The organism is Arthrobacter sp. TE12231 (assembly GCF_054062895.1).
In genome coordinates this window covers 3,754,883-3,778,439 of sequence record NZ_JBSSFS010000001.1, presented here as the reverse complement: position 1 = coordinate 3,778,439, position 23,557 = coordinate 3,754,883, and the positions used below count along the sequence as shown (strand labels likewise).

Genomic DNA, 23,557 nt, shown 5'->3' with positions numbered 1-23,557 from the left:
AATACCCCCATCGGTACCCGCCTCTGGAGAAACGCGCCATGCTTCCGCCCAATGAAGATTTGACGACTGAGTCCATCAGCACTGTCGACCAGGTCCAGAACCTGATCCTGGACAGTGCGGACTTTGAAGAGTTCCTGAACGAACTCGCGCGTTTTTCCGCGCACCAGGTGGCCGGTGAGGGCGACGACGCGCTGTGCGGGATCACCTTGTTGCGGGACCGGAAGGCCGCGACGATCGGCTGGAGCAGTGAGTCTGCCCGGGAAGTGGACGAGATCCAGTACCGGCTGGCCCAGGGGCCGTGCCTGACGGCGGCGCAGGAGGAGCGCGAGGTCTACGTGCCGGACCTTTTTGAGGAAGACCGCTGGGGTCCGGACTACGCCAACGCCGTGGCCTCGCACGGGCTGCGTTCGGTGCTCTCCGTGCCGTTCCATCTCCAGGGCGAAGCCCAGGCCGCCTTGAACCTGTACTCGGACGTGCCGCGCAAGTTCGACGGTGACGTCGCGGACCGGGCGCGCGACTACACCCGGCAGATATCCCAAGCCCTGCGCATGGCCGTGCGCTTTTCCCTGCACACGGACAGCGCCACGAACCTGCGCGCCACCCTCGAGTCCCGGACCGTCATCGACATGGCGATCGGGATCGTCATGGCGCAAAACCGCTGCGACCAGCAAACCGCGGTCCGGATCCTCACGGATGCCTCCAGCAACGGCAACGTGAAGCTGCGCGACATCGCCACCTCGCTCGTGCAGTCCGTGGGCGGAACCGATACCCGGACCCATTACGAGGAGCCGGGCCGGCGCCAGGCCGGCTAAACCGGCAGTCTCCTATGACTTGTGCCCAACCAGCGGTGCGGATACGCTGGTTGCGGTTGAGCCGTCGGCCATAGACATCCTTCTTTGGAGTACCTATGGACCAGTCACTGCAAGCCCACGTCAAGCTCGATGTCGTTTCCGACGTCGTCCGGATTGACGTCCGGGGGAGCCTCACGCAGATCTCCCGCCCTTCCCTGATGCAGATCATTCAGCGCGTCCGCCGGATGGGCATCACCGCGCACATCCGCGTCGACCTCGGCCGCGCCGCGTTCGTGGAATCGTCGGCGCTGGCCGGCCTGCGCAACGACCTCAACGCGATCGACGGCGGAAGCGCCGGCTCGGAGACCGCCGGCATACCGGCGTCCGGCAGCGGCGTTTCCCTGGAACTGACCCCGCGCTTTGATGACCCCGCCGCGTTGCAGACATTGGACATGTCCGGGGAGCTCATGGCTTCAGTGGACGCCTCGGGCACCAGGCGGTTGACCCGGTTCTCCGACGACGAACTCCTCGCCGCGAGTGACTCCGTGTTCGGCCTGCTGGACGACCCCGCCCGCATGGCCCGCGCCGAACTCCTGGCGACCTATGACGAGATCGGCATGGAAATCAGCCGCCGCGAGGTCGGCCGCGAGCCCGAACCCGCGTAGCCGGTCAAGGGCCCGGATGTCGGTGCCGACGGGGTCCCGACGGGGTCCGGGACGGCGCCAACGGGGCCCAGAACGTCACTGAGTACTGCGCTCCGTTTGGCCTTCTGTACGGCGTTCCAGTCCTACGGAAGGGCGCCGTTTCTCTTCCCCGCCGGAGCGTGGTTACGGTAGTGATGTGCCGGCAGAGATGGAACCGAACCATCCGCGAGGCCCCGGTTCTGCCGAGGCCCGCCTGCTCCGCCACGCCGTCGAACTCAAGCGGTTTTCCCGGCGCACGTTCCTGGTCGGCGCCGGGTCCGCGTCACTGCTGGCGGCCGACATGCTGTTCACCCAGCGCGTGCAGGAGGAGCGGCGCGTCAACCGGATCCTTGAAGTGAAGGACGATGTCGCGGAACGGTATTTTCCCCACGCCAGCTGGATACTGTTCCCCGGCTACAAGACGAGCTGGGAAGAAGCACTGTGGATCCTGAACGCCCTGCGCGGTTCGCTGAACAAGCGGGGCCAGCTGGCCGCCGTCGGGTATTCCAACGAGGGGCTGGACATCGATGAAGTGGTGATCGCCGTGATCGAGCACGTCCGCGCCCACCAGCTCACCACCCTCTATTTCTACGGCCACAGCTTCGGCGGCATGGTGGCAACCCAGGTGGCCGCCCGGCTGCGCGAGCTCCACGGCGTCGAAGTGGCGTTCATCCTGCTCGACTCCAGCCCTGCGAGCCGGTATGACGTGCTGGATCAGAGCTGGTTCGAGGGTGTGGTGCTGCTCTACGAGAGCGGCTTCCGTTTCCCCACCGTCCTGCGCGGCGGCTACGAGCTCGGCGAGAGGATGCTGCACAAGAATGAGCGCAGCTGGAGCCAGATCCTGGACCAGACGCTGGAGCAGTTGTCGCCCATCGCGCCTTCCAGCGTGCTGATCCAGTCCGAATCCGCCTTCATCTACCACTTTGACGCCGGCAGGTTCGTCGGCAAGCTCGGGGGCACGAAGATGGCCTTCATCGGCAACCCCCGGGACCAGACGGTGGACTACGAGACCGCCCGGGACGCGTGGTCACTGACCTTCAAAGCCAACATGGTCTCGGACAATCTGCGCACCGACGGGGCCAAGCCGGAACACGCCAGCCCCGGCTGGAGCCCGTTCGTCTACCGCCCCATCGTCGAAAAACTCCAGGACGATTTCTTCCCGCTGCCCACCGGCGGCGGGAAGAAAGCCGTGGTCTGAAGGGGTCAGATCTGGTTCTTGAGGTCCGCCACGGAATTCAGGATCTGGTTCGGCCGGAACGGGTACGCGGCGATGTCGTCACGGTGCGTGATGCCGCTGAGCACCAGCACCGTGTGCAGTCCCGCTTCCATGCCTGCGATGATGTCGGTGTCCATGCGGTCGCCGATCATGGCCGTGGTTTCCGAATGGGCGTCAATCTGGTTCATGGCCGAACGGAACATCATCGGGTTGGGCTTGCCCACGATGTACGGTTCACGGCCCGTGGCCTTGGTGATGAGGGCAGCGATGGCGCCGGTGGCGGGCATGGGGCCGTCCTTCGACGGGCCGGTGGCGTCCGGGTTCGTGGCGATGAAGCGGGCGCCGGCCAGGATGAGGCGGATCGCCATGGTAATGGCTTCAAAGGAGTAGGTGCGGGTCTCGCCGAGCACCACGAAGTCCGGGTTCTGGTCGGTGAGGATGAAGCCTGCCTCGTGGAGCGCCGTCGTGAGCCCTGCCTCGCCGATCGTGTAGGCGCGGTTCCCCGACTCCGAGCCGCGGACCTGGTCCTTGAGGAACTGGGCCGTGGCCAGGGCCGAGGTCCAGATGTTCTCCTCGGGGATTTCCAAGCCGGAGGAGCTCAGCCGGGCCGCGAGGTCCCGGGGCGTGAAGATCGAGTTGTTGGTCAGTACGAGGAACCGCTTGGAGGTATCCACCCAACGCTGGATCAGCTCCGAGGCACCCGGGATGGGCTGGTTCTCGTGGACCAGCACGCCGTCCATGTCCGTCAGCCAGCACTCGATTTCCTGGCCGCTGCGGTACATCGAAGCCCGGGAACGTGCCTCTTCTGACTCTGTCAGCTGGTCTTCGCGCTCTTCTGCCATGGTGTCCTCCGCCGTAAGTGTGCCGCTTCCAGAGTCCAGTCTAATGTTGAGGCGTGACTGAACCTGAGATCCCCCGCGCCGCCGGTGCAACGCCTGACGCCGACCCTTCGGCCGACTCGACGGCAGAGACTGCGGCAGCGACTGCGACAGAGACAGAACCCAAGCCGGAGGTTGGCGTCGGCCCCTGGGACGGCGATCTGCCGGAGGGCGAGCACTGGGACCCGGACCTCCTGGCGGACGGCGACCGGCGCAACGTGGTGGACAAGTACCGCTACTGGAAGCACGAAGCGATCGTCGCTGACCTGGACTCCCGACGCCACAACTTCCACATCGCCATCGAGAACTGGCAGCACGATCTCAACATCGGCACCGTGGTCAGGACCGCCAACGCGTTCCTGGCCAAGGAGGTCCACATCATCGGACGACGCCGCTGGAACCGGCGGGGGGCCATGGTTACCGACCGCTACCAGCACATCCGCCACCACCCCACCGTGGAGGACTTCGTGACCTGGGCGCAGGGGGAGGGGCTCGCGATCATCGGGATCGACATCTTCCCGGATTCCGTGCCGCTGGAGACCTACGAACTGCCCAAGGACTGCGTCCTGGTCTTCGGCCAGGAAGGACCGGGCCTGACCTCGGAGGTCCACGACGCCGCCCTCGCCACGTTGTCGATCGAGCAGTTCGGCTCCACCCGCTCCATCAACGCCGCCTCCGCCGCGGCCATCGCGATGCACGCGTGGATCCGCCGCCACGTGTTCGGGCAGGTAGTTTCCTGAGGCACCTATAGTCAGATCGGCGTTTGCCGTTTAGGCTCTGGCCTGTGTGGGCGCAAAGGGCGCCCGCCTAGGGGAAGACATCTCATGAAGAAGGTCTCAACTTCGCATTCCCGGCGCGCCACGCGCCTGCTGGCCCTTGGAACTTCACTTGCCTTTGCCGTCGGGCTGACCGCGACGGCCGCGGTCGCCGCCCCGCCGACGCCGCCGCCGTCGAACAACTACCCGGGTTCAGTGCCCCCGTGGGCAGGCTCCCGCGCCAAGACCGGCATCCCGCTAAGCAATACGACGGTCGAGGGCGAGATCTACCTGAACCTCCCCGACGCCGGAGCAGCCAAGGCGTTTGCGACGGCCGTGTCCACGCCGGGAAGTCCGCAGTACCAGCAGTACCTTTCGCCCCCGGACTGGATCGCCAAGTACGGGCCGGCCAAGACCGACGTCGCTGCTCTCGTTGACTACCTGAAGGGGCAGGGCATGGTGGTCACCTCGGTCCCTGCGAGCGGCCTCTACGTGGTCTTCCGCGGCACCGTCGCCCAGATCAATGCGGCTTTCAGCACGACCGAGCAGACCTATGCCTTCCAGGGCCAGAGCCTGATCGGCCCGTCTACCGCGCCGTCCCTGCCGGCGAACCTCGCCGCCAAGGTCCAGGCGATCTCCATCGACCAGGGGCGGCTGCTCACCCGCCCCTCGCTGGCAACCGCGGGCTCCTCGGATCAGGCCCAGACATCAGGCAAGCCCGTCGGCCCGGCGCCGGTTGACGCGCCGTGCTCCAACTACTGGGAACAGAACAAAGTGACCGTTCCTGCGGCGTACGGCGCAACGAGCTTCGGCACCGCTATCTGCGGCTACACCCCGGCGCAGCTGCAGGGCGCCTACGGGGTGACGTCCCCGTCGACGGCCGGCGCGGGCCAGACTGTGGCGATCATCGACGCCTACGCCTCGCCGAGCATCGAATCGGACGCGAACACGTATTCGCAGAAGAATGGCCTCCCGGCCTTCAAGACCGGGCAGTACCAGCAAATCGTGCCGGATTCCCGGTTGTTCATGGACCAGGCCCTGTGCGGACAGCCCAGCGGCTGGCAGGGTGAGCAGACGCTCGACGTCGAGGCCGTGCACGGACTCGCCGCCGCCGCGAATATCCTCTACGTCGGGGGGAACAACTGCGGCGCGGGCATCGACGTCGCGATGTCCACCATCCTGGACCAGAAGCTCAGCACCATCGTCAGCAACAGCTACGGCTACGTCGGCGAGGCGGTCTCCCCGAACGCGCTGATGGGCATGCAGAACATTCACCTTCAGGCGGCAGGCGAAGGCGTCGGGCTCTACTTCTCCAGCGGAGACAACGGGGACGAGAAGGCGAGCCTGGGCTACGCGTCGCCGGACTTCCCGGCCAGCTCGCCGTTCGTTACGGCCGTCGGCGGAACCAGCCTGGCCGTGGGCAAGAACAACGATTACCTGTTCGAAACCGGCTGGGGAACCACCCGCAACCGGATCGTCCCGAACCCCGACGGCAGCCTCGGCTACGCCGGTGACCTGCCGGGTGTATTCCGTTTCGGCGCCGGCGGCGGGACGAGCGCGGTGTTCGACCAGCCCGACTACCAGAAGGGCACGGTCCCGGCCGCGCTGGCCAACGGCTACAGGGTCTCCCCGGATGTCGCCTCCCTTGCCGATCCGTACACCGGCTACCAGGTGGGGATCAGCCCGATCACCAACGACCACTCTCTCAACACCGGTTCCTATGAAACCACCGGGTACGGCGGAACCTCGCTGGCGTGCCCCTTGACCGCAGCGCAGATGGCGATCGCACAGTCCGCGACCGGAAAAACGGTCGGCTTCGCCAACCCGGCGATCTACGCGGCGGTGAAGCCGGCCGCCTCGGGAGCGCGGGACGTGATGCCCCAGATCAACCCCCAGGCCATGGTCTTCTCCAGCCCGGTCAGCGGCAACAGCTACCTGGTCGGCACCGACAAGGACACCTCACTGTCCACCTCGCCAGGCTATGACGACGTCACCGGCGTCGGCAGCATGACCGTCCCGTTCGCGACGAGCATCGCTGGACAGTAGCCGCACGACGGCACACCGCCAACGGCGGCCGCTTAACACGTCTTCCTGCGTCTGTCGCCGGGTCCGGGAACATTTCCTGGACCCGGCTTCACGTATTCGGCTCCGGGGCGCACGTGGCTAGGATGTACATAGCCATGTAGCTACCACTGCTTTCGACGAGGAGTCAGCATGCCCATTGCAACCCCAGAGATCTACTCCGAGATGATCGACCGTGCAAAGACGGGCGGCTTCGCATTCCCGGCCGTCAACGTCACGTCCTCCCAGACCCTGAACGCGGCCCTGCGCGGCTTCGCCGAGGCCGAGTCCGACGGCATCGTGCAGGTCTCCACCGGCGGTGCGGCTTACTGGTCCGGCGCCTCCACCAAGGACATGGTTGCCGGCTCCCTGGGCTTTGCCGCGTTCGCCCGCGAGGTCGCCAAGAACTACGGCGTCAACATCGCCCTGCACACGGACCACTGCCCCAAGGACAAGCTGGACGGCTTCGTGCTCCCGCTCCTCGCCGCGTCCGAGGCCGAGGTCAAGGCCGGCCGCAACCCCCTCTTCAACTCGCACATGTGGGACGGTTCCGCCGAGACCCTGCAGGAAAACCTCCGCATCGCCCGTGAACTGCTGGAGCGCACCGCGGCCGCCAAGATGATCCTCGAGGTCGAGATCGGCACGGTTGGCGGCGAGGAAGACGGCGTCGAGAACGCCATCAACGACAAGCTCTACACCACGGTCGAGGACGCCCTGGCCACCATCGACGCCCTCGGTTCCGGCGAAAACGGCCGCTACATCACGGCCCTGACCTTCGGCAACGTGCACGGCGTGTACAAGCCCGGCGGCGTCAAGCTGCGCCCGGAGATCCTCAAGGACATTCAGGAGCAGGTGGGCGCCAAGATCGGCAAGGCCAACCCGTTCGACCTCGTCTTCCACGGCGGCTCCGGCTCTTCGGAGAAGGAGATCGCCGACGCCGTGTCCTACGGCGTGATCAAGATGAACATCGACACCGACACCCAGTACGCCTACACCCGCCCCGTGGTGGACCACATGTTCCGCAACTACGACGGCGTCCTGAAGGTCGACGGCGAGGTCGGCAACAAGAAGCTCTACGACCCCCGCGTCTGGGGCGCCTCCGCCGAGGCCGGTCTGGCCGCCCGAGTGGTCGAGGCCGCCCAGCAGCTGGGCTCCACCGGCAAGACCTTCTAGTCATGTCCGACGAGTTCCGCAAGAACCTGATGGGTCCCGAGCCCACGCTCCTGCCTGCCGAGACTGAGATCTACCAGCACCTCGCGCTCGGCCAGGAAGCCCTGGACCTCGTGGCGAAGTACCCCACCTCCTCGCTCCTGTGGGCCATCCTGGCCGAGGAGGCGTGGACAGAGGGCCGCACCATCGATTCCTACGCGTACTCGCGGGTCGGCTACCACCGCGGCCTGGATTCGCTGCGCCGCAACGGCTGGCGCGGTGTGGGACCGATCCCGTGGGAGCACGAACCCAACCGCGGCTTCCTGCGCGCCCTCTACTCGCTGGGCCGCGCGTCCGCCGCTATCGGCGAGGCCGAAGAACCGGAGCGGATCGAAAAGTTCCTCAACGATTCCGATCCCGGCGCCAAGGCGGCCATCGAAGCCCAGGGCTGAGAAGACGCCAGACGACGCAACGCGGGGTCACCTACCGTCCATTCCCGTGACCGGGACGGGCGGTACGTGACCCCGCGTTGTGGTTTAAGCGACGGAATAACGTGCGACGGCGGGCCCCCACCGTGAGGTGAGGACCCGCCGTCGGCGGATTCGTGGGAGGGCCCACGCCCGCCGGGTTCCCTGGCCGAGCTTGCGAGGTTAGGGGGCGGGTGGGGATCAGCTGGCCTTGGCCAGGCCCGTCCGGGCCATGGCATCCGCGTAGGCCGTGTGCATTTCCGCCAGGTACTCCTCCTGGCGGACCGGGGTCCCGGCGAAGGCGCGGCCGCTCAGCGAGCGGACTTTGTAGGTCTTGAGGCCGCGGCGCCAGATCATGGGCACTTCGGTCTTGAGCAGCAGGTTGGCCAGGCGGTTGGCTTCGGTGCCATGGGCCACGATCACCGAGGCGCGGGGCACGAGGGCCAGGAACTTCAGCAGCGGCTTGAGGCCGGCGGAAATCTGGTCCGGCGTGAACTTGCCGTTGGCCTCGCCGGGGACGTACCAGGGGTGGACGTTCCACGGCATGACGAATTCGGGGCGCAGGCCCAGCTTCCACTGGATGCCGAGCATGCGGGTGGCCGCCTCGTCGTCGCCGGCGGTGATGAAACCTGACGAGTCCGCGGTGCCGATGTTGGAGTAGAGGCTGATGATGCGGCACTCATCGACATCGTGCATGGGGTCCACGTAGGGGACAGAGGTGCCAGCCTTGGTTGCCTGGAGAGCGTCACAGAGCTCATTGACGGGGGCGACGTTAGGTTCGTACCGGCGGCTCAGGAGCTCTTCGCGGAAATTTTCAGTGGCCAGGGCTGTCATATGTTGCTGGGTCTCCTGCGGGATTGGCAAAGCTGCCACACCGGACGCGGGCACGCCGAATACAGGGCATGAAGAGCATTGGTGTGGTTTGAAAATGTGGTGTGGACCGATTCGTGATCGATCCTTATCAGTCTATCAAGCCCCGCGAAATGCGGCACCGGCCCGTGCCCCGGCGGCCCGGCCGGTGCCTTGGGGACGGCGTCACGATGGCCCGGCCGGTGCCTTGGTGGCGTCCGGGCGCTGCTACCAGAGGCGCTTGGTGGCGCGGCGGGCGCCCTCGCCGAGGGCCTCCAGCTTGGCGTAGGCAATTTGCGGATGCACCCTGCCGCCCAGCCCGCAGTCGGTGGATGCGATCACGTTCTCGCGTCCCACGAGCTCCGCGAAGCGCACGATCCGGTCCGCCACGAGGTCCGGGTGTTCCACGACGTTTGTGGCGTGGGAGACGACACCGGGGATGATCACCTTACCCTCGGGAAGCGTGGTGTCTTCCCACACCCGCCACTCGTGCTCGTGCCGGACATTGGCCGCTTCGAAGGAATAGCCGCCGGCGTTGACCTGCAGGACCGAGCCGACGATGTCCGCGAACGGGATGTCCGTGGTGTGAGGGCCGTGCCAGGAACCCCAGCAGACATGCAACCGGATCTTGTCCTGCGGGAGGTCGCGCAGCGCCCAGTTCGTGGCTTCGACCCGGAGCTGAATGAACTTCAGGTAGTCCTCGAGGCTCGGCTCGGGGTTGATCTGGTCCCAGCTCTCGGCCAGGGACGGGTCATCGAGCTGGACCGTCAGGCCGGCGTCGATGATGGCTTTGTATTCCTCGCGCATCGCGTCGGCGCAGGCGTAGAGGAGTTCCTCGTCGCTCTTGTAGTACTCGTTGGCCACGCGGGCGCACGAACCGGGGGAGAGCGACGCGACGAATCCCTCGGTGAGGCCGGCCGCGGCCAGGCCCGTCTTGAGGTTGGCGACGTCCGAGGCCACGAGTGCCTGACCGGTGTACGTCAGCGGCCCCGCGATCTTGGGCTGCGTCACGGCACGACGGTGCGCCAGGATCCCCGAGGAGGGGTCGTTGTAGGCGTCATTGAACTTCTGCCGGTCCCGGCGGTCGGGGAACGAGGTCAGGACGATGTTGCCCGGCGAGGAACGGTGCACCTTGGCGTCGGCCCAGCGGTCCACGTCGGTCGGTTCCAGGCCGCCGAGGCGGGAGAAGGAATAGTTCCACCAGGCGCCGTAGTCCACGGAGCTGGACATTGTGTGCCCGTACTCGCCGTCGTTGGCGATGTCGATGCCGAGATCCTTCTGGCGCCGGACGACGTCAACCACCGAGGTTTGCAGCAGGTCCAGGAATTCGGGCGTGATGCCGTCGGCCTCTTTGGCCTCGTTCGCGGCGATCAGCTCAGGCGTGCGGGGCAAAGAGCCGGCGTGGGTGACGCGGATGTGGTCGATGTTCCGGGAAGTTTTGTTCTGGGGCTCGGTCTTTTCGGACATGGCGCGGTTTCCTTTCCATCGGTCCTGGCAGTAGCACCGGTGCCGGTCACGGCGGCCGCGGTTTGGCGGGCTGTGTCCGGGAGGGTTGCTGCGGCGTCAATGGTCCAGGTCCCTCGGCCGCTCGGGATGGTCACTCTCACTTAATTCCACACCGGCCCGTCCCGCAAGTCGCGCCCACTATGTGTCGGGCATGGACTGGTGGAAGATGCAGTTGGCGTTCACCGCAGCCTAGCTCCCGGTCCGAGCAAGGACCTAAAGCGATGCCTGTCACCGTTTTCGGCTAAACTTGGGTGGTAAGAGCCCCGGAACTCTGGCGTTGGGTAAGAGCACAGCGGTAGATTCGGGGCATTCTCATGAACGGCGCTGAGCTGCGGTGGCCACCTGGTCAATCGCACGCAGTTCGGCCCGAACGAATGGGGGAGGATCCCATGCCAGCAATCGTGATCGTCGGAGCCCAGTGGGGCGACGAAGGTAAAGGAAAGGCCACCGACCTGCTCGGCGGCCGGGTTGACTACGTCGTCAAGCCCAACGGCGGCAACAACGCCGGGCACACCGTCGTCGTAGGCGGTGAGAAGTATGAGCTCAAGCTCCTTCCTGCCGGCATCCTGAGCCCGAACGCGGTTCCGATCATCGGCAACGGCTGCGTGGTGAACCTGGAAGCCCTGTTCCAGGAAATCGACGGCCTCGAGGCCCGCGGCGCGGACACGTCCCGGCTGCGCGTCTCCGCCAATGCCCACCTCGTGGCGCCGTACCACCAGGTCCTGGACAAGGTCACCGAACGTTTCCTCGGCAGCCGCGCCATCGGCACGACCGGCCGCGGCATTGGCCCGGCATACATGGACAAGGTGGCCCGGCTCGGCATCCGCGTCCAGGACGTCTTCGACGCCTCGATCCTGCGCCAGAAGGTCGAAGGATCGCTGCGCCAGAAGAACGAGCTCCTGGTCAAGGTCTACAACCGCCGCGACATCGAGGTGGACGAGATCGTGGAGTACTTCCTGTCCTTCGCCGAACGCCTCCGTCCGCTGGTCATTGACAGCACTTTCGTCCTGAACACCGCCCTGGATGAGGGCAAGGTGGTCCTCATGGAGGGCGGCCAGGCCACCTTCCTCGACGTCGACCACGGCACCTACCCGTTCGTCACGTCCTCCAACCCGACCGCCGGCGGCGCCTCCGTGGGCTCCGGCATCGGTCCCACCCGCATCTCGCGCTCCATCGGCATCATCAAGGCGTACACCACGCGCGTGGGCGCCGGACCGTTCCCCACGGAACTGTTCGACGAGATGGGCATGTACCTGCAGAAGACCGGCGGTGAGTTCGGTGTCAACACCGGCCGCCCCCGCCGCTGCGGCTGGTACGACGCAGTCCTGGCCCGCCACGCCTCCCGCGTCAACGGCTTCACCGACTACTTCGTCACGAAGCTGGACGTGCTCACGGGTATCGAGCAGATCCCGGTCTGCGTGGCCTACGACGTCGACGGCGTGCGGCACGACGAAATGCCCATGACCCAGACCGAGTTCCACCACGCCAAGCCGATCTTCGAGTACTTCGAAGGCTGGACCGAGGACATCACCGGCGCCCGCACCCTGGAAGACCTGCCGGAAAACGCCCGGAACTACGTCCTGGCGCTGGAGAAGCTCTCCGGCACCCGGTTCTCCGCGATCGGCGTCGGACCGGACCGCGACCAGACGATCGTCGTCAACGACCTGATCAACGACTAACGCTTTAGAAGCTGACGCCCGACGGCGGCGGGTCACCCTGGCAGGGCGGCCCGCCGCCGTCGCTGTTACGGCCCTTGTTAGGGCCGTGCTGAGGTTCGCGGCTAAGACGGGCTTACTCCGAGGGCCTACTGCGAGGACGTGAAGCGCAGCGAAAGCCAGTTCTCCCGGCATGCCCTGGCGGTGGCTTCGGCGTCGCGGAGGCCGGCGAGCCGGATGATTTCGGTGTGCTGGGCCACGGATCCCCGGGCGGCAAAGGAGCCGAAGCGCATCCGCTCCACCCGGCGCAGGACCGGGGTGGTTTGTTCCAGGAGGTCCCGGAGCACCGGGTTGCCGCTGACGGCGACAAAGACCGCGTGGAAATCGTCATCGGCCTGCAGTGCCGACTCGACATCGGCGTTTTGCAGGGCCTGTTCGAAGCGCGAGTTGGCCTCGGCCATGGCGGAAATGTGGTCCTCCGTCAGGAGCGGGACGGCCAGGCGCGCGGCCAGCTCGTGCAGCCCGCCCACCACCTGCTGCGTGCTCTCGGTCGATGCCTGGTCGTAGGGGGCCACGATGGTCGCCTTGCCCGGCAGTGCGATGACCAGGCCGGCGTGTTCCAGCCGGAGCAGCGCCTCCCGGATGGGGGTCCGGCTGACGCCCAGCCATGCCTCCAGTTCCGTGTCCTTCAGCCGTTCGCCGGGCTCGAAAGTGCCGTCGACGATCGCGTTCCGGATCGATTCGAAGACGTTGTCCCGGAGCAGCGGCCGCTTGTGGACTCCGGAGAGCGAGGGGACGGGCATGCAACATATCGTATATCCCTCTTGTCCTCCCGGAGCCGTTATCGGACAATGCAATATATTGCATGTTGGATGTTTACCATGCCCTTTCCCACCACGAGCGAAGGACCGTCGATGGCCATCACCGATTTTGAGCGTTACCCCCTGATGTTCGGACCGAGCCCCGTCCACCCGCTGCCGCGGCTCAGCGCGCATCTGGGCGGTGCCCGGATCTGGGCGAAACGGGAGGACGTCAACAGCGGCCTCGCATTTGGCGGCAACAAGACCCGCAAGCTGGAGTACTTCGTCCCGGAGGCCCTGGCTCAGGGCGCGGACACCTTGGTGTCGATTGGCGGCTACCAGTCCAACCACACCCGCCAGGTCGCGGCGGTGGCCGCGAAACTCGGCCTCAAAGCCCGCCTCGTCCAGGAAAACTGGGTCGACTGGCCGGATCCGTTGTCCGACCGTGTGGGCAACATCCTGCTGTCGCGCATCATGGGGGCCGATGTCCGGCTGGATAGTGCGGGCTTTGACATCGGCATCCGCAGCAGCTGGGAAAACGCCATCGAAGAGGTCAAGGCCGCCGGCGGCAAGCCGTACGCCATCCCGGCCGGCGGGTCCGACCACAGGCTGGGCGGGCTGGGCTTCGCCAACTGGGCCTACGAGGTGGAGCAGCAAGAGCGCGAGCTCGGCATCTTCTTCGACACCATCGTCGTCTGCACGGTCACGGGCTCCACCCACGCCGGCATGATCGCGGGCTTCGCCGGCCAGGACAAACCGCGCCGGGTAATCGGCATCGATGCCTCAGCGACGCTGCAAAAGACCCGCGACCAGGTGGAACGCATCGCCCGGAACACCGCCGAGCTGATCGGTCTGGGACGGGACCTCCGCGACGACGAAATCACCGTCATGGAAGGCTGGGCCGGGGATCTCTATGGCATTCCCGTCGACTCCACCCTGGAGGCCATCCGCCTTGGCGCGTCGCTCGAGGCCATGATCACCGACCCCGTGTACGAGGGCAAGTCCCTTGCCGGGCTGATCGACCTCGTGAAGAGCCGCGATATTCCGGCCGGAAGCAATGTCCTTTACGCCCACCTGGGCGGGCAGATCGCCCTCAACGCCTACAGCGGGCTCTTCCGGTCCTGATTGCTGTTGCGCTATCACTTAGGGTCCTTCTGAGCGCGGCAAAGTCAACTGGTTGGAGCAACGCCGGGGTTTAGGCTGCGTGCAGCAGCTGGTTCAGCCGGTTGGCTGGGGTCTCCAGGTTCAGGGTGGGTCGGGGGCGGCGGTTGAGTTTCGCGGCGACCTGGCGGAGGTCCTCCGGGGTATGGACGGAAAGGTCTGAGCCTTTCTCGAACCAGAATCTCAGGAGCCGATTGGTGTTCTCATTGGACCCGCGCTGCCAGGGCGAGTGCGGGTCGCAGAAGTAGAGCGTGGTGTCCAGTGCGGTCTGGATCCGGGCGTACGCGGCGAGTTCCGTGCCGCGGTCCCAGGTGATCGACCGGCGCAGGTGATCCGGGAGCTTTCCCATCTCCCGGATCATCGCCGCAGCGACGGTGTCAGCGGTGTGATCCCCGGGAAGGTGGAGGAGGATCGTGAACCTCGTCGAGCGTTCCACGAGAGTGCCGATCGCGGTCCCGTCGCAGCCGATGATGAGGTCACCCTCCCAGTGGCCCGGGACCGCCCGGTCCTGGACCTCGGCCGGGCGCTCACTGATCTTGAACGCCTCCTTGTAGGGGCTGTTCTTGTGCCGGTCCCCGGCGTGGGGAACGCGCTGCTTCCGCTTCAGGCTGAGCTTCTCCGCCAGATCTGCCCGCAGACTTCCGCGGGATTGAACATATAAGGCCTGGTAGATCGTTTCGTGGCTCACCTGCATAGTCTGATCGTCGGGGAAGTAGAAGGCCAACATCGCCGAGATCAGTTTCGGGCTCCACCCGTCATCCATCCACACCCCGATCAGCCGGCAGAGCGCCTCGTCCCCGACCAGCTTCAACGCCTTCGGCCGGCGCCTGGCCTGATGTGCCTTCGTATGGGCGACCGAGGCGTAATACACCCCGTCCGCGCCGGTGTTCCGTTTCGCCTCCCGCCAGACCACGGACCTGTCCCGGCCGATCACCTCACCGATCCTGGCGTAACTGAGTCCGCTGCGCAGGCCCATCTGGATCATCCCCCGCTCAGCCAGATTCAGTGCCCGGCCCTCCGGCCCTTCGGCCGTGGGCGCCGGATCCGAAAGACCCCCAACGGGCCCCGTGTCCACAGTCATCATGTGGCCAGACTGGGCCCACCAGTTCCTCCCGGTCCCATGCGTGGCGCCGACACGCCGGGCCGCAGCCAGAATCGACATCCCGCCACACACCAGATCAAAGAACTCAGTACGCGCATCCAGGGAAAACACATTCACCATCAAACGCTCCATCAATCAGAGCGTTGCAGCGACCATATGACTTTGCCCGCTGAGAACGACCCTAAGTGATAGCGCAACGGTTGGGAGCCCAACGGTTCCGACGGTGGCGGGTCCCCTTGAAACCGCCGCCTGGCGAGGAGCCCGCCGTCGTCAATCCGCCGCTAAAATCCACCGCACCGCCCGGCCCGAAGAAAGAAATAAAGAAATCTCCGATTGGTGCGTAACCTTTCGGGTCACCCCGACGATTACTCCTTTGTAAGCGCCTCCGGAGCTCGGACCCCCCATCGGGTCTCCGGTCGGCCTTCCACCGTAAGCGCAGGCCGGCGCCTTCCCCCCATTTGGTCTCCGGTCGGCCCTTTACCGTAAGCGCTTGCCGGCGCCTGCCCCCATCGGGCGCCGGCCAGCCTTCCACGGCGAGAGCGGGCTGTCGACGGCCCACGAGGCCTCAGCCCGCCTTCCACCAAAAAACAAAGGATGTATGTCTGTTATGAAGAGTGTTAGCAAGACCACCAAGATTGCTGTCGGCGCCGCCATCCTCGCAGTCGGAGGATTCTCCGGCATCGGACTCGCCAACGCGGCCCAGATGTCCAGCACCCAGCAGTCTGAAGTGACCCACGCTACGCCCGCCACCCCGGCGACCCCTGCGGTCCCGGCTACCCCGACCCTCCCGGCAAAGCCTGCCGTCCCCGCCACCCCCGCAGTTCCCGCGGCACCGTCGGCCGATGGCTCGGCCAAGGGCCACACCGCCGCCGACGCCGACGTCAAGGGCACCGAGGGTGCAGGCGAAGGCTCCGTCGATGCTGACCAGGACGGCGCCACCGTCAAGGGCGACGCCAGCGTGAAGGGTGCTGCCGCTGAAGCGCGCGCCAACGCCAACGTCAAGGCCGCGGTCCCCGCAGTTCCTGCTGTCCCCGGAGCCAACGGCGTTCCGGCCACCCCGGCCGTTCCCGCCGTGCCGGCAACGCCGTCCGTCGAGCTGCCCCAGCACGACAAGTAATCTCCGGCTCTTGAGCCCGGACCCGGTTGGGTCCGCAAGCAGGAACCCCTCGCTTTGAGGGGCCCGGGGGTGCGGCCGCTAGACTTTTGGGGGCCGCACCCCAGCAGTAACGGAAGGACAGCCTCTTGGCACAGCAGCTAAGCGACGACGACTTGTCAGCCGCTTTAGCTGGCGACCCATCAGGCTTCAGCGCGGTGTACGTGGCTATTTCCCCCGCCGTGCTGGGATATTTCCGGGCCAGGGGAGTGGACGACGCCGAGGCCCTGACCCAAGATGTGTTCGTGGACGTCCTGCCGAAACTGGCCGGCGTCACGGGCGGCCACACGGGTCTGCGGACTTTTATTTTCTCCGTCGCCCACGCCCGGCTGGTGGACTACCGGCGGCGCGAGGAGCGCACGCCGCATCTGGCCGAATACGACCCCCTGAACGACGCGCGGTCCTCGGCATCCGCCGAGGACGAGGCGCTCGGCTCACTGGGCGGTATCTCTGCCACTCTCGCGAGGCTCAACGAGGAGCAACGGGAAGTTCTGGTCCTGCGCATCGTCGCGGACCTTTCCATCGAACAGGTGGCCGGCATCATGGACAAGACACCGGGTGCCATCAAACAGCTTCAGCGGCGCGGGCTCAGTGCCCTGCGCGAACTCGTAACCGAAAAGGACCACGCAGCATCATGACGGGCACCCGCGACCCCCAGCAGGATGGCAGCATCCACGCGATGCTTAGCGACTCCGGCCTCGAAACCGCGGCCGAACTCCGGAGCGCGCTCAAACAGCTCCACGCCCTCGTCCCGGAGGCGGCGCCGGCACCCCGCGCCGACCTCGCGGCACTGCTCGCGTCCGGAACAGCCGGGGTGGTCGGAGCAGCCGGTCCGGGCGCAAGCGCGACGACGGCGATGCCCACCCGCGCGATGCCCACCGCAGCAGCCGGGCCGGACGCCGTCGTCGTCAATCTTGCTGATCGCCGCAGGGCACGGAACCGCCGCCTCGCGATCGTGGGCGGCGCCGTGATCGGTGCCATGAGCCTGGGCGCGGGGGCCGTGGCGGCCTCCAGCGAGGATTTCCGGCACAGCGTCAGCCAAACCGTCGGTGTCATCTTCCAGCCCTCGGGGCGCACGACTCAGGCCCCGGAACACGTCCAGCCGTCGCCGGCTTCCGTCCCGGCCTTCCCCGCGCCTGCCGGCACTGCCCCTTCGGGCACTCCGGGCACTGCGCTGCCGTCCGGCGGCGCACCCGCCGGCGCGGCACCGGACGCCCGCAAGGAGGCGGCCGAGCAGACCGGACACACGCCGCCCGTCTCGCCCCCTGCCGTCGGCCGGGACGGCATCCTGCCGTCTCCGGGCCACGGGCCGCAATCGCCTGGCCTACCCACGATGCCCGGCATTCCCGGTGGTTCCGACGGCGGCGAGGACCTGCCCCGCGTCCCCGGCCACATCACGCCAACCCTGCCCGCGATTGTTCCGACGAAGGCCCCCGACCACTCCTAGTCCGTTAAAGCAGTTGCGCTATCACTTAGGGTCGTTCTCAGCGCTGAGAACGACCCTAAGTGATAGCGCAACGTCGGGGTGGCGGCGGGATGTGGAGGCTAGGCCAGGATCTGCCGTTTGGAGGAAATGACGCCGGTGTCGAAGCCGGCCAGGTGCAGGCCGCCATGGAAACGGGCATGCTCAATTTTCACGCAGCGGTCCATTACGACGTCGAGCCCGGCGGCCTCGGCCTCCTTCGCCACGTTCTCGTGCCACGAACCCAGCTGCAACCACAGTGTCTTGGCGCCGGCCGCGATGGACTCCTCCAGGACACCCGGCAGGTCTTCGTGCTTGCGGAACACATCCACGATGTCCGGGCTCTCCGGAAGGTCCGCGAGCGACGGGTAGGTCGGCTCGCCCAGGATTTCCTTCACCATGGGGTTCACGAAATAGACCTTGTACCGGGTGGAGGACTGCAGGTAGGTCGCCACGAAATAGCTCGCCCGGGACGGCTTGTCCGAGGCCCCCACAATCGCGATGGATTTCGCCTGCCGCAGCAGGTTCAGCCGCTCCGGCGCCGAGGGCCCGGTCCAGGTTCTGGTTTCTTCCGTGCTCATGCGTTTGCTCCGATCGTGCAGCTGTCCGCCGGCAGGACGCCCGGGACGGATTCTTCGGACTGTTCCGATGCCGCCGTCAGCGCCTGGTCGAGGTCCCACAGGATGTCCTCGAGATCCTCCAGGCCCACCGAAATGCGGACCAGGTCCTCCGGGACGCCGGCAGCTTCCAGCTGTTCGGGGCTCAGCTGCTGGTGCGTGGTGGAGCCCGGGTGGATGACGAGGGTCCGGGAATCGCCCACATTGGCCAGGTGCGAGGCCAGCTGCAGGGCTTCGATGAATGTCTGGCCCGCCGCGCGTCCGCCCTTGACCCCGAAGGAGAACACTGAGCCGGGACCCAGCGGCAGGTACTTCCTGGCCCGCTCGAAGTGCGGGTGCGAGGGCAGGCCGGAGAAGTTCACGTAGGCCACGCGCTCGTCAGCTTCAAGCCATTCGGCCACGGCCTGGGCGTTGCTGAGGTGCTCGTCCAGGCGCTGGGGGAGCGTCTCCACGCCCTGCAGGAGTTGGAACGCCGACTGCGGGGACAGCGCCGGGCCGATGTCACGTAGTTGCTCGCAGCGAAGCTTGGTGAGGAACCCGTATTCGCCGAAGTTCCCCCACCACGAGACGTTGCCGTAGGAGGCGACAGGCTCGGTCATCGTGGGGAACTTGCCGTTGCCCCAGTTGAAGCGGCCGCTTTCCACAATGACGCCGCCCAGGGTGGTGCCGTGGCCGCCGAGGAACTTCGTGGCAGAGTGGATCACGATGTCCGCCCCGTGCTCGATCGGCCGCACGAGATACGGCGTGCTCAAGGTGGCGTCGACGACGAGCGGGATGCCGGCGTCGTGCGCCACCTTCGCCAGGGCCGCAAGGTCCTGGACTTCCGAGGACGGGTTGGCCACCACCTCGACGAAGATCGCCTTGGTGTTATCCCGGACTGCCGCTGCGTAGTCCGCCGGGTCCGTGCCGGGAACGAAGGTGGTGTCCACGCCGAAGCGGCGCAGGGTGACGTCCAGCTGGGTCACGGTGCCGCCGTAGAGCTGGGAGGCGGCCACGATATGGTCCCCCGCCTGGGTCAGCGCGGCGAAGGTGATGAACTCCGCGGCCATGCCCGAGGACGTGGCCACGGCGCCGATCCCGCCTTCGAGGGACGCGATGCGTTCCTCGAAGGCGGCCACGGTGGGGTTGCCGATCCGCGAGTAGATGTTGCCGTACTTTTGCAGGGCGAAGAGGTTCGCGGCGTCCTGGGTGTCCTTGAATACGAAGGACGTGGTCTGGTAGATCGGCACCGCGCGGGCGCCGTGCTCGGCGTCGGGAGTGCCGCCGGCGTGCAGGGCGCGGGTGCGGAAGCCGAAGCTGCGCTCCGCCACTACGCGGCCACCTCAACCTGTGCCACGGGCGTGCTGGACAGGTCCAGTTCGGTGCCGTGCTTGCGGGCGAGGTCGGCCTCGAGTTCGCGGACGATCGGCAGGATCTCCTGACCGAACGCGGCCACCTCCTCCTGGAAGTGCAGGTAGCCGGTGAGGAACAGGTTCACGCCGATCTTCTTGTACTTCACGATCCGCTCGGCGATCTGCTCCGGAGTGCCGATCAGCTGGGTCTTGAAGCCGTCGTTGTACTGGACCAGGTCCTCGAAGCTCGAGTCGGCCCACATGCCCTTGCCATCCTTGGTGGACGGTCCGGCTTCCTGGACAGCGTCGCGGAAGCCCTGGACGGCGGGCTTGTGAGCCTTTTCGACGATCTCGCGGAGGGTGTCCCGGGCCTCCTTCTCGGAATCGCGGGCGATGACGAAGCCGTTCAGGCCAAACTTCGGAGAAGGCAACTGGCCGTCGGTGCCGCGGCGGGTCTCGCTGGACGCGGCAACCACGCCGGCGATGTTCTCCTTGAACCCCTCAAGGTCCTTGCCGTTGGAGAAGTACCAGTCCGCCACACGGCCGGCGGTGGCCTGCGCGGCCGTCGAGTTGCCGCCGAAGAAGATCTCGGGGTGGGCCCGGCCTGGCACGTCCACCGGGGCCGGCTGCAGGGTGAAATCGGTGATGTTGTAGTACTTGCCGGACTGGCTGAAGTTCTTTTCGGTCAGCAGTCCGCGGAGCACGCGGATGAATTCCTCGGTGCGGACGTAGCGCTCGTCGTGTTCGAGCCATTCGAGGCCGAAGTTCTCGAACTCCGCCTTGAGCCAGCCGGAGACGATGTTGACGGCGGCCCGGCCGTTGGAGATGTGGTCCGCGGTGATGAGGTACTTCGCCAGCACGCCGGGGTGCCACATGCCGGGGTGGACGGCGGCAATCACCTTGAGCCGCTCCGTCGCGGCCAGCAGCGCCAGGCTGAACGAGGTGGCCTCGTGCTGCTTGTCGGCGCCGTAGGAGGCGGCGTAGCGCGTCTGGGTCAGGGCGTATTCGAAGCCGGAGTTCTCGGCGATCCGGGCCAGCTTCTTGTTGTACTCGAAGTCCCAGCCGGTGCGCTGTTCGATCGTGGAGACCACGAGGCCGCCGGAGACGTTCGGGACCCAGTAGGCGAACTTCAGGGGTTCGGAAAGACGGGCGACGCTGCTGATGTCAGTCATGGGGATTCCTTTACTTCTGGGTGGGGATGGCTGCTGCGGGGACGGCCGCGGCGCGTTCGCGCAGCACGTCCTGGATGCCGGCGATGGCCGGCTCGTTCTGGAGGGAGGTGGTGTCGCCCAGCGTGGTTCCTTCGAACAGCTGGGTCAGCAGCCGGCGCATGATCTTGCCGCTGCGGGTCTTCGGCACATCGGGGACGACGACGACGTCGCGCGGCCTGGCGATGGGGCCGATTGCCTTCGTGACGTGCGCCTTCAGGGCGCCGTGGATGTCGGCGGTGGCCGCCGAATCCTTCAGCACCACGAACGCCACGATGGCATGCCCGGTCTTCGGGTCCGCGACGGGGCATACCCCGGCCTCCACCACATCCGGGTGGGAGACGAGGGCCGATTCGATTTCGATGGTGGAGAGCAGGTGCCCGGAGACGTTGAGCGTGTCGTCCACCCGGCCGAGGATCCAGATGTCGCCGTCGTCGTCATATTTCGCGCCGTCACCGGCGAGGAACCAGCCCTGCGCCGCGTACTGGCGCCAGTACGAATCGAAGTAGCGGCGCGGGTTGCCCCAGACCGTCCGCGCGATGGCGGGGCCGGGCGCGTCCACCACGATGAAGCCCTGGACGCCCGGCGGCACGGTGGTGCCGGCGTCGTCCACGATCCGGGCGCTGACGCCCGGCAGCGGCCGGGCGGCGCAGCCGGGCTTGAACTCGGTGTCGGTCGGGGCGGGGGAGAGGATGGTGGCGCCGGTTTCGGACTGCCACCAGGTGTCCACCACCGGGGCGGTGCCGGCGCCGAGGTTGGCCCGTAGCCAGCGCCAGGCCTCGGGATTGACGGCCTCGCCGACGGTGCCGAGGAGCCGGATGGAGGAGAGGTCGTACGTGTCCGGTACGCCGTCCGGGAACCAGCCCATCAGGGAGCGGACCAGGGTGGGTGCGGTGTAGTACTGCGTGACGCCGTAGCGTTCGATGATCTCGAAGTGCCGGCCCGGGTGCGGGGTGTTGGGGGTGCCCTCGAAAATCACCTGGGTGGCGCCGTTGGAGAGCGGGCCGTAGAGCTCGTAGGTGTGCGCGGTGACCCAGGCGAGGTCGGCTGTGCACCAGTGGACGTCCTGGTCCCGCAGCGCGGGGTCCGGGTTGCTGAAGAGGTGCTCGAAACTCCAGGAGGCCTGCGTGAGGTAGCCGCCGGAGGTGTGGACCAGGCCCTTGGGCTTACCGGTGGTGCCGGAGGTGTACATGATGAACAGCGGCGTCTCGGCGTCGAACGCCTCGGCTTCGTGGATCTCGGAGGCGGTGCCGACGGCGTCGTGCCACCAGACGTCGCGGCCTGCGGTCATCGGGACGGTGTCGAGCAGTTCCGGTGCCGTGGTCCGGTTGACCACCAGGACGTGCTCGATCGCGTTCTTGCCGGCGACGGCGGCATCCGCATTTTCCTTGACCGGCACGGGCACGCCGCGGCGGAACTGGCCGTCCGTGGTGACCAGCAGCTTGGCGCCGGTGTCCTCGACCCGGAAGCGGAGCGCCTCGGCGGAGAACCCGCCGAAAACGAGGGAATGGATGGCGCCGATCCGGGCCGCGGCGAGGGTGATGACCACGGTCTCCGGGATGACCGGAAGGTAGATCACCACACGGTCGCCTTTGGCGATGCCGAGATCCAGCAGGGCGTTGGCGGCCTTGGAGACCTCGCGCTGCAGCTCCGCGTAGGTGATGGTGCGGCGGTCGCCCGGTTCGCCCTCGAAGTGCAGGGCCACCTTGTCCCCGCGTCCCGCGGCCACGTGGCGGTCCACGCAGTTGTAGGCGACGTTGAGTTTGCCGCCGTCGAACCAGCTGATCTGCGGGCCGAGCCCGGCTTCGACGTCGGCAGGAATCAGACGGTGGGCTGTGTGCCAGGGCTTGCCGCCGGAGGCATCGCCGGAAAAGTCCGCCCAGTCGAGCCGGAGGGCGGCGTCCTCCCAGAAGGCGATCCGCTCCGCCTCGGGCATGAGGGCGGGCGTCGTGGTCTCGGGCGCGGACACGGAATAGACAGTCATAGGTGTGCTCCATCGGTCCTGGCGGTAGCACCCTGCTGATGGCCAGGGTTGCTGCGGCTGCATCGATCCAGGTCTCTTGGCCGCTCGGGATGGTTGTACTTCACACTAAACGGATGCGCGTCCCGATGGTGAAATTGCCGTCTTGTGCCACGTAATATTCGGCTCTGCAGAATTTTGTGGCTTTTCGGCGGTCATTTCTTCGACGCCGGTGCCGCGGCTGCCAGCCGACCGGCGCGTCCGCGGGTACTGCGCGTAGGCTTTGCCCATGCCCCATGTCAACGATCCTGCAGTCCTCGAACGGCTGATGCGCACCAAGGGGCGGTGGGCCATCGTCGGCCTCTCCACCAACGAATGGCGCGCCGCCTACGACACCTCCCTGTTCATCCGTGACCGGCTGGGCATGGAGATCATTCCGGTGAACCTGCCGGGAGATCCCGTGCACGGCGAAACGGGCTATGCCAGGCTCGCCGACATCCCGGACAGCAAACTGCCCATCGACGTCGTGGACTGCTTCGTGAATTCGCAGAAGGTGGGCGCCGTCGTGGACCAGGCAATCGCCGCCGGCGCCAAGGCCATCTGGATGCAACTGGGCGTCATTGACGAGGCGGCCGCCGAGCGCGCCAAGGCCGCCGGCCTCGATGTGATCATGAATGCGTGTCCGGCGCAGGACGCCGTGCGCTTTGGCTTATAGCCGCTGTATTCTGCAGCCTCCGTAACTTAACCCTAAAG

22 protein-coding genes are annotated in these 23,557 nt (G+C 66.7%); 13 read left to right on the top strand and 9 right to left on the bottom strand.

What is annotated here, in order from left to right:
• The first annotated feature begins 38 nt into the window (after positions 1-38).
• The 3 genes from ACVWYS_RS16905 to ACVWYS_RS16895 all read left to right on the top strand — a co-directional run bounded on the left by ACVWYS_RS16905 (position 39) and on the right by ACVWYS_RS16895 (position 2,672).
• On the top strand, positions 39-812 hold the full coding sequence (locus ACVWYS_RS16905; RefSeq protein ID WP_116768771.1) for a GAF and ANTAR domain-containing protein: 774 nt from the start codon (positions 39-41) through the stop codon (positions 810-812).
• A 95-nt stretch (positions 813-907) separates the two neighbouring features.
• Positions 908-1,456, top strand: a complete 549-nt coding sequence (locus tag ACVWYS_RS16900) for a hypothetical protein (RefSeq protein ID WP_456507622.1) — start codon at positions 908-910, stop codon at positions 1,454-1,456.
• Between the two features lie 175 nt (positions 1,457-1,631).
• Positions 1,632-2,672, top strand: coding sequence for a thioesterase domain-containing protein (locus tag ACVWYS_RS16895; protein ID WP_456507621.1), 1,041 nt, complete (start codon positions 1,632-1,634; stop codon positions 2,670-2,672).
• A gap of 5 nt (positions 2,673-2,677) precedes the next feature.
• Here ACVWYS_RS16895 and ACVWYS_RS16890 read toward each other — a convergent pair whose 3' ends face one another.
• Positions 2,678-3,532 (bottom strand): HAD-IIA family hydrolase, encoded by an 855-nt coding sequence (locus ACVWYS_RS16890; RefSeq protein WP_091256758.1) that lies wholly within the window; start codon positions 3,530-3,532, stop codon positions 2,678-2,680.
• Positions 3,533-3,729: 197 nt separating this feature from the next.
• Between ACVWYS_RS16890 and ACVWYS_RS16885 the strand changes: the two genes are divergently transcribed.
• The 4 genes from ACVWYS_RS16885 to ACVWYS_RS16870 all read left to right on the top strand — a co-directional run bounded on the left by ACVWYS_RS16885 (position 3,730) and on the right by ACVWYS_RS16870 (position 7,985).
• Positions 3,730-4,308: a TrmH family RNA methyltransferase gene (locus tag ACVWYS_RS16885; protein ID WP_344360849.1), complete on the top strand. Its 579-nt coding sequence runs from the start codon at positions 3,730-3,732 to the stop codon at positions 4,306-4,308.
• Between the two features lie 84 nt (positions 4,309-4,392).
• On the top strand, positions 4,393-6,369 hold the full coding sequence (locus ACVWYS_RS16880; protein WP_456507620.1) for a S53 family peptidase: 1,977 nt from the start codon (positions 4,393-4,395) through the stop codon (positions 6,367-6,369).
• A gap of 168 nt (positions 6,370-6,537) precedes the next feature.
• Positions 6,538-7,557 (top strand): class II fructose-bisphosphate aldolase, encoded by a 1,020-nt coding sequence (gene fbaA, locus ACVWYS_RS16875; RefSeq protein ID WP_116768767.1) that lies wholly within the window; start codon positions 6,538-6,540, stop codon positions 7,555-7,557.
• 2 nt (positions 7,558-7,559) lie between these two features.
• On the top strand, positions 7,560-7,985 hold the full coding sequence (locus tag ACVWYS_RS16870) for a DUF3151 domain-containing protein (RefSeq protein WP_116768766.1): 426 nt from the start codon (positions 7,560-7,562) through the stop codon (positions 7,983-7,985).
• Positions 7,986-8,201: 216 nt separating this feature from the next.
• On the opposite strand, the gene ACVWYS_RS16865 is transcribed toward ACVWYS_RS16870, so the two are convergent.
• Together ACVWYS_RS16865 and ACVWYS_RS16860 are read right to left on the bottom strand one after the other, a co-directional pair.
• Positions 8,202-8,834, bottom strand: a complete 633-nt coding sequence (locus ACVWYS_RS16865; protein WP_116768765.1) for a uracil-DNA glycosylase family protein — start codon at positions 8,832-8,834, stop codon at positions 8,202-8,204.
• A 243-nt stretch (positions 8,835-9,077) separates the two neighbouring features.
• Positions 9,078-10,316, bottom strand: a complete 1,239-nt coding sequence (locus ACVWYS_RS16860; RefSeq protein ID WP_456507618.1) for a cobalamin-independent methionine synthase II family protein — start codon at positions 10,314-10,316, stop codon at positions 9,078-9,080.
• A gap of 428 nt (positions 10,317-10,744) precedes the next feature.
• Here ACVWYS_RS16860 and ACVWYS_RS16855 point away from each other — a divergent pair, with 428 nt between their 5' ends.
• The gene (locus ACVWYS_RS16855) at positions 10,745-12,034 is read left to right on the top strand and encodes an adenylosuccinate synthase (protein WP_091255587.1); all 1,290 of its coding nucleotides are present in this window, start codon (positions 10,745-10,747) and stop codon (positions 12,032-12,034) included.
• Between the two features lie 125 nt (positions 12,035-12,159).
• Here the strand turns inward: ACVWYS_RS16855 and ACVWYS_RS16850 are convergent, their stop codons facing one another.
• Positions 12,160-12,813 (bottom strand): GntR family transcriptional regulator, encoded by a 654-nt coding sequence (locus ACVWYS_RS16850; RefSeq protein WP_456507617.1) that lies wholly within the window; start codon positions 12,811-12,813, stop codon positions 12,160-12,162.
• Positions 12,814-12,924: 111 nt separating this feature from the next.
• On the opposite strand from ACVWYS_RS16850, the gene ACVWYS_RS16845 reads away from it, so the two are divergent.
• The gene (locus tag ACVWYS_RS16845; protein WP_116768781.1) at positions 12,925-13,935 is read left to right on the top strand and encodes a 1-aminocyclopropane-1-carboxylate deaminase; all 1,011 of its coding nucleotides are present in this window, start codon (positions 12,925-12,927) and stop codon (positions 13,933-13,935) included.
• Positions 13,936-14,005: 70 nt separating this feature from the next.
• Here the strand turns inward: ACVWYS_RS16845 and ACVWYS_RS16840 are convergent, their stop codons facing one another.
• Positions 14,006-15,193, bottom strand: coding sequence for an IS30 family transposase (locus ACVWYS_RS16840; protein WP_456509319.1), 1,188 nt, complete (start codon positions 15,191-15,193; stop codon positions 14,006-14,008).
• Positions 15,194-15,680: 487 nt separating this feature from the next.
• Here ACVWYS_RS16840 and ACVWYS_RS16835 point away from each other — a divergent pair, with 487 nt between their 5' ends.
• From ACVWYS_RS16835 to ACVWYS_RS16825, 3 genes are all read left to right on the top strand, one after another.
• Entirely contained in the window at positions 15,681-16,190 is a 510-nt protein-coding gene (locus ACVWYS_RS16835) for a hypothetical protein (RefSeq protein ID WP_456507616.1), read from the top strand.
• Between the two features lie 125 nt (positions 16,191-16,315).
• On the top strand, positions 16,316-16,864 hold the full coding sequence (locus ACVWYS_RS16830; RefSeq protein ID WP_344362649.1) for an RNA polymerase sigma factor: 549 nt from the start codon (positions 16,316-16,318) through the stop codon (positions 16,862-16,864).
• Positions 16,861-17,673, top strand: a complete 813-nt coding sequence (locus ACVWYS_RS16825; RefSeq protein ID WP_456510109.1) for a hypothetical protein — start codon at positions 16,861-16,863, stop codon at positions 17,671-17,673. The genes ACVWYS_RS16830 and ACVWYS_RS16825 overlap by 4 nt, the downstream gene beginning before the upstream one ends.
• Positions 17,674-17,771: 98 nt before the next feature.
• On the opposite strand, the gene ACVWYS_RS16820 is transcribed toward ACVWYS_RS16825, so the two are convergent.
• From ACVWYS_RS16820 to acs, 4 genes are read right to left on the bottom strand one after another with little or no spacing between them, the layout of a single operon-like run.
• Positions 17,772-18,269: a CoA-binding protein gene (locus ACVWYS_RS16820; RefSeq protein WP_456510108.1), complete on the bottom strand. Its 498-nt coding sequence runs from the start codon at positions 18,267-18,269 to the stop codon at positions 17,772-17,774.
• A complete protein-coding gene (locus ACVWYS_RS16815; RefSeq protein ID WP_456510107.1) occupies positions 18,266-19,615 on the bottom strand; it encodes an O-acetylhomoserine aminocarboxypropyltransferase/cysteine synthase family protein in 1,350 nt (449 codons plus the stop codon). The genes ACVWYS_RS16820 and ACVWYS_RS16815 overlap by 4 nt, the downstream gene beginning before the upstream one ends.
• Positions 19,615-20,808 (bottom strand): dimethylsulfone monooxygenase SfnG, encoded by a 1,194-nt coding sequence (gene sfnG, locus ACVWYS_RS16810; RefSeq protein WP_456510106.1) that lies wholly within the window; start codon positions 20,806-20,808, stop codon positions 19,615-19,617. Before sfnG ends, ACVWYS_RS16815 begins: the two co-directional genes overlap by 1 nt.
• Positions 20,809-20,818: 10 nt before the next feature.
• Positions 20,819-22,828: an acetate--CoA ligase gene (gene acs, locus ACVWYS_RS16805; protein ID WP_456510105.1), complete on the bottom strand. Its 2,010-nt coding sequence runs from the start codon at positions 22,826-22,828 to the stop codon at positions 20,819-20,821.
• A gap of 265 nt (positions 22,829-23,093) precedes the next feature.
• Here acs and ACVWYS_RS16800 point away from each other — a divergent pair, with 265 nt between their 5' ends.
• A complete protein-coding gene (locus tag ACVWYS_RS16800; RefSeq protein ID WP_456510104.1) occupies positions 23,094-23,519 on the top strand; it encodes a CoA-binding protein in 426 nt (141 codons plus the stop codon).
• The last annotated feature ends 38 nt before the right edge of the window (positions 23,520-23,557 follow it).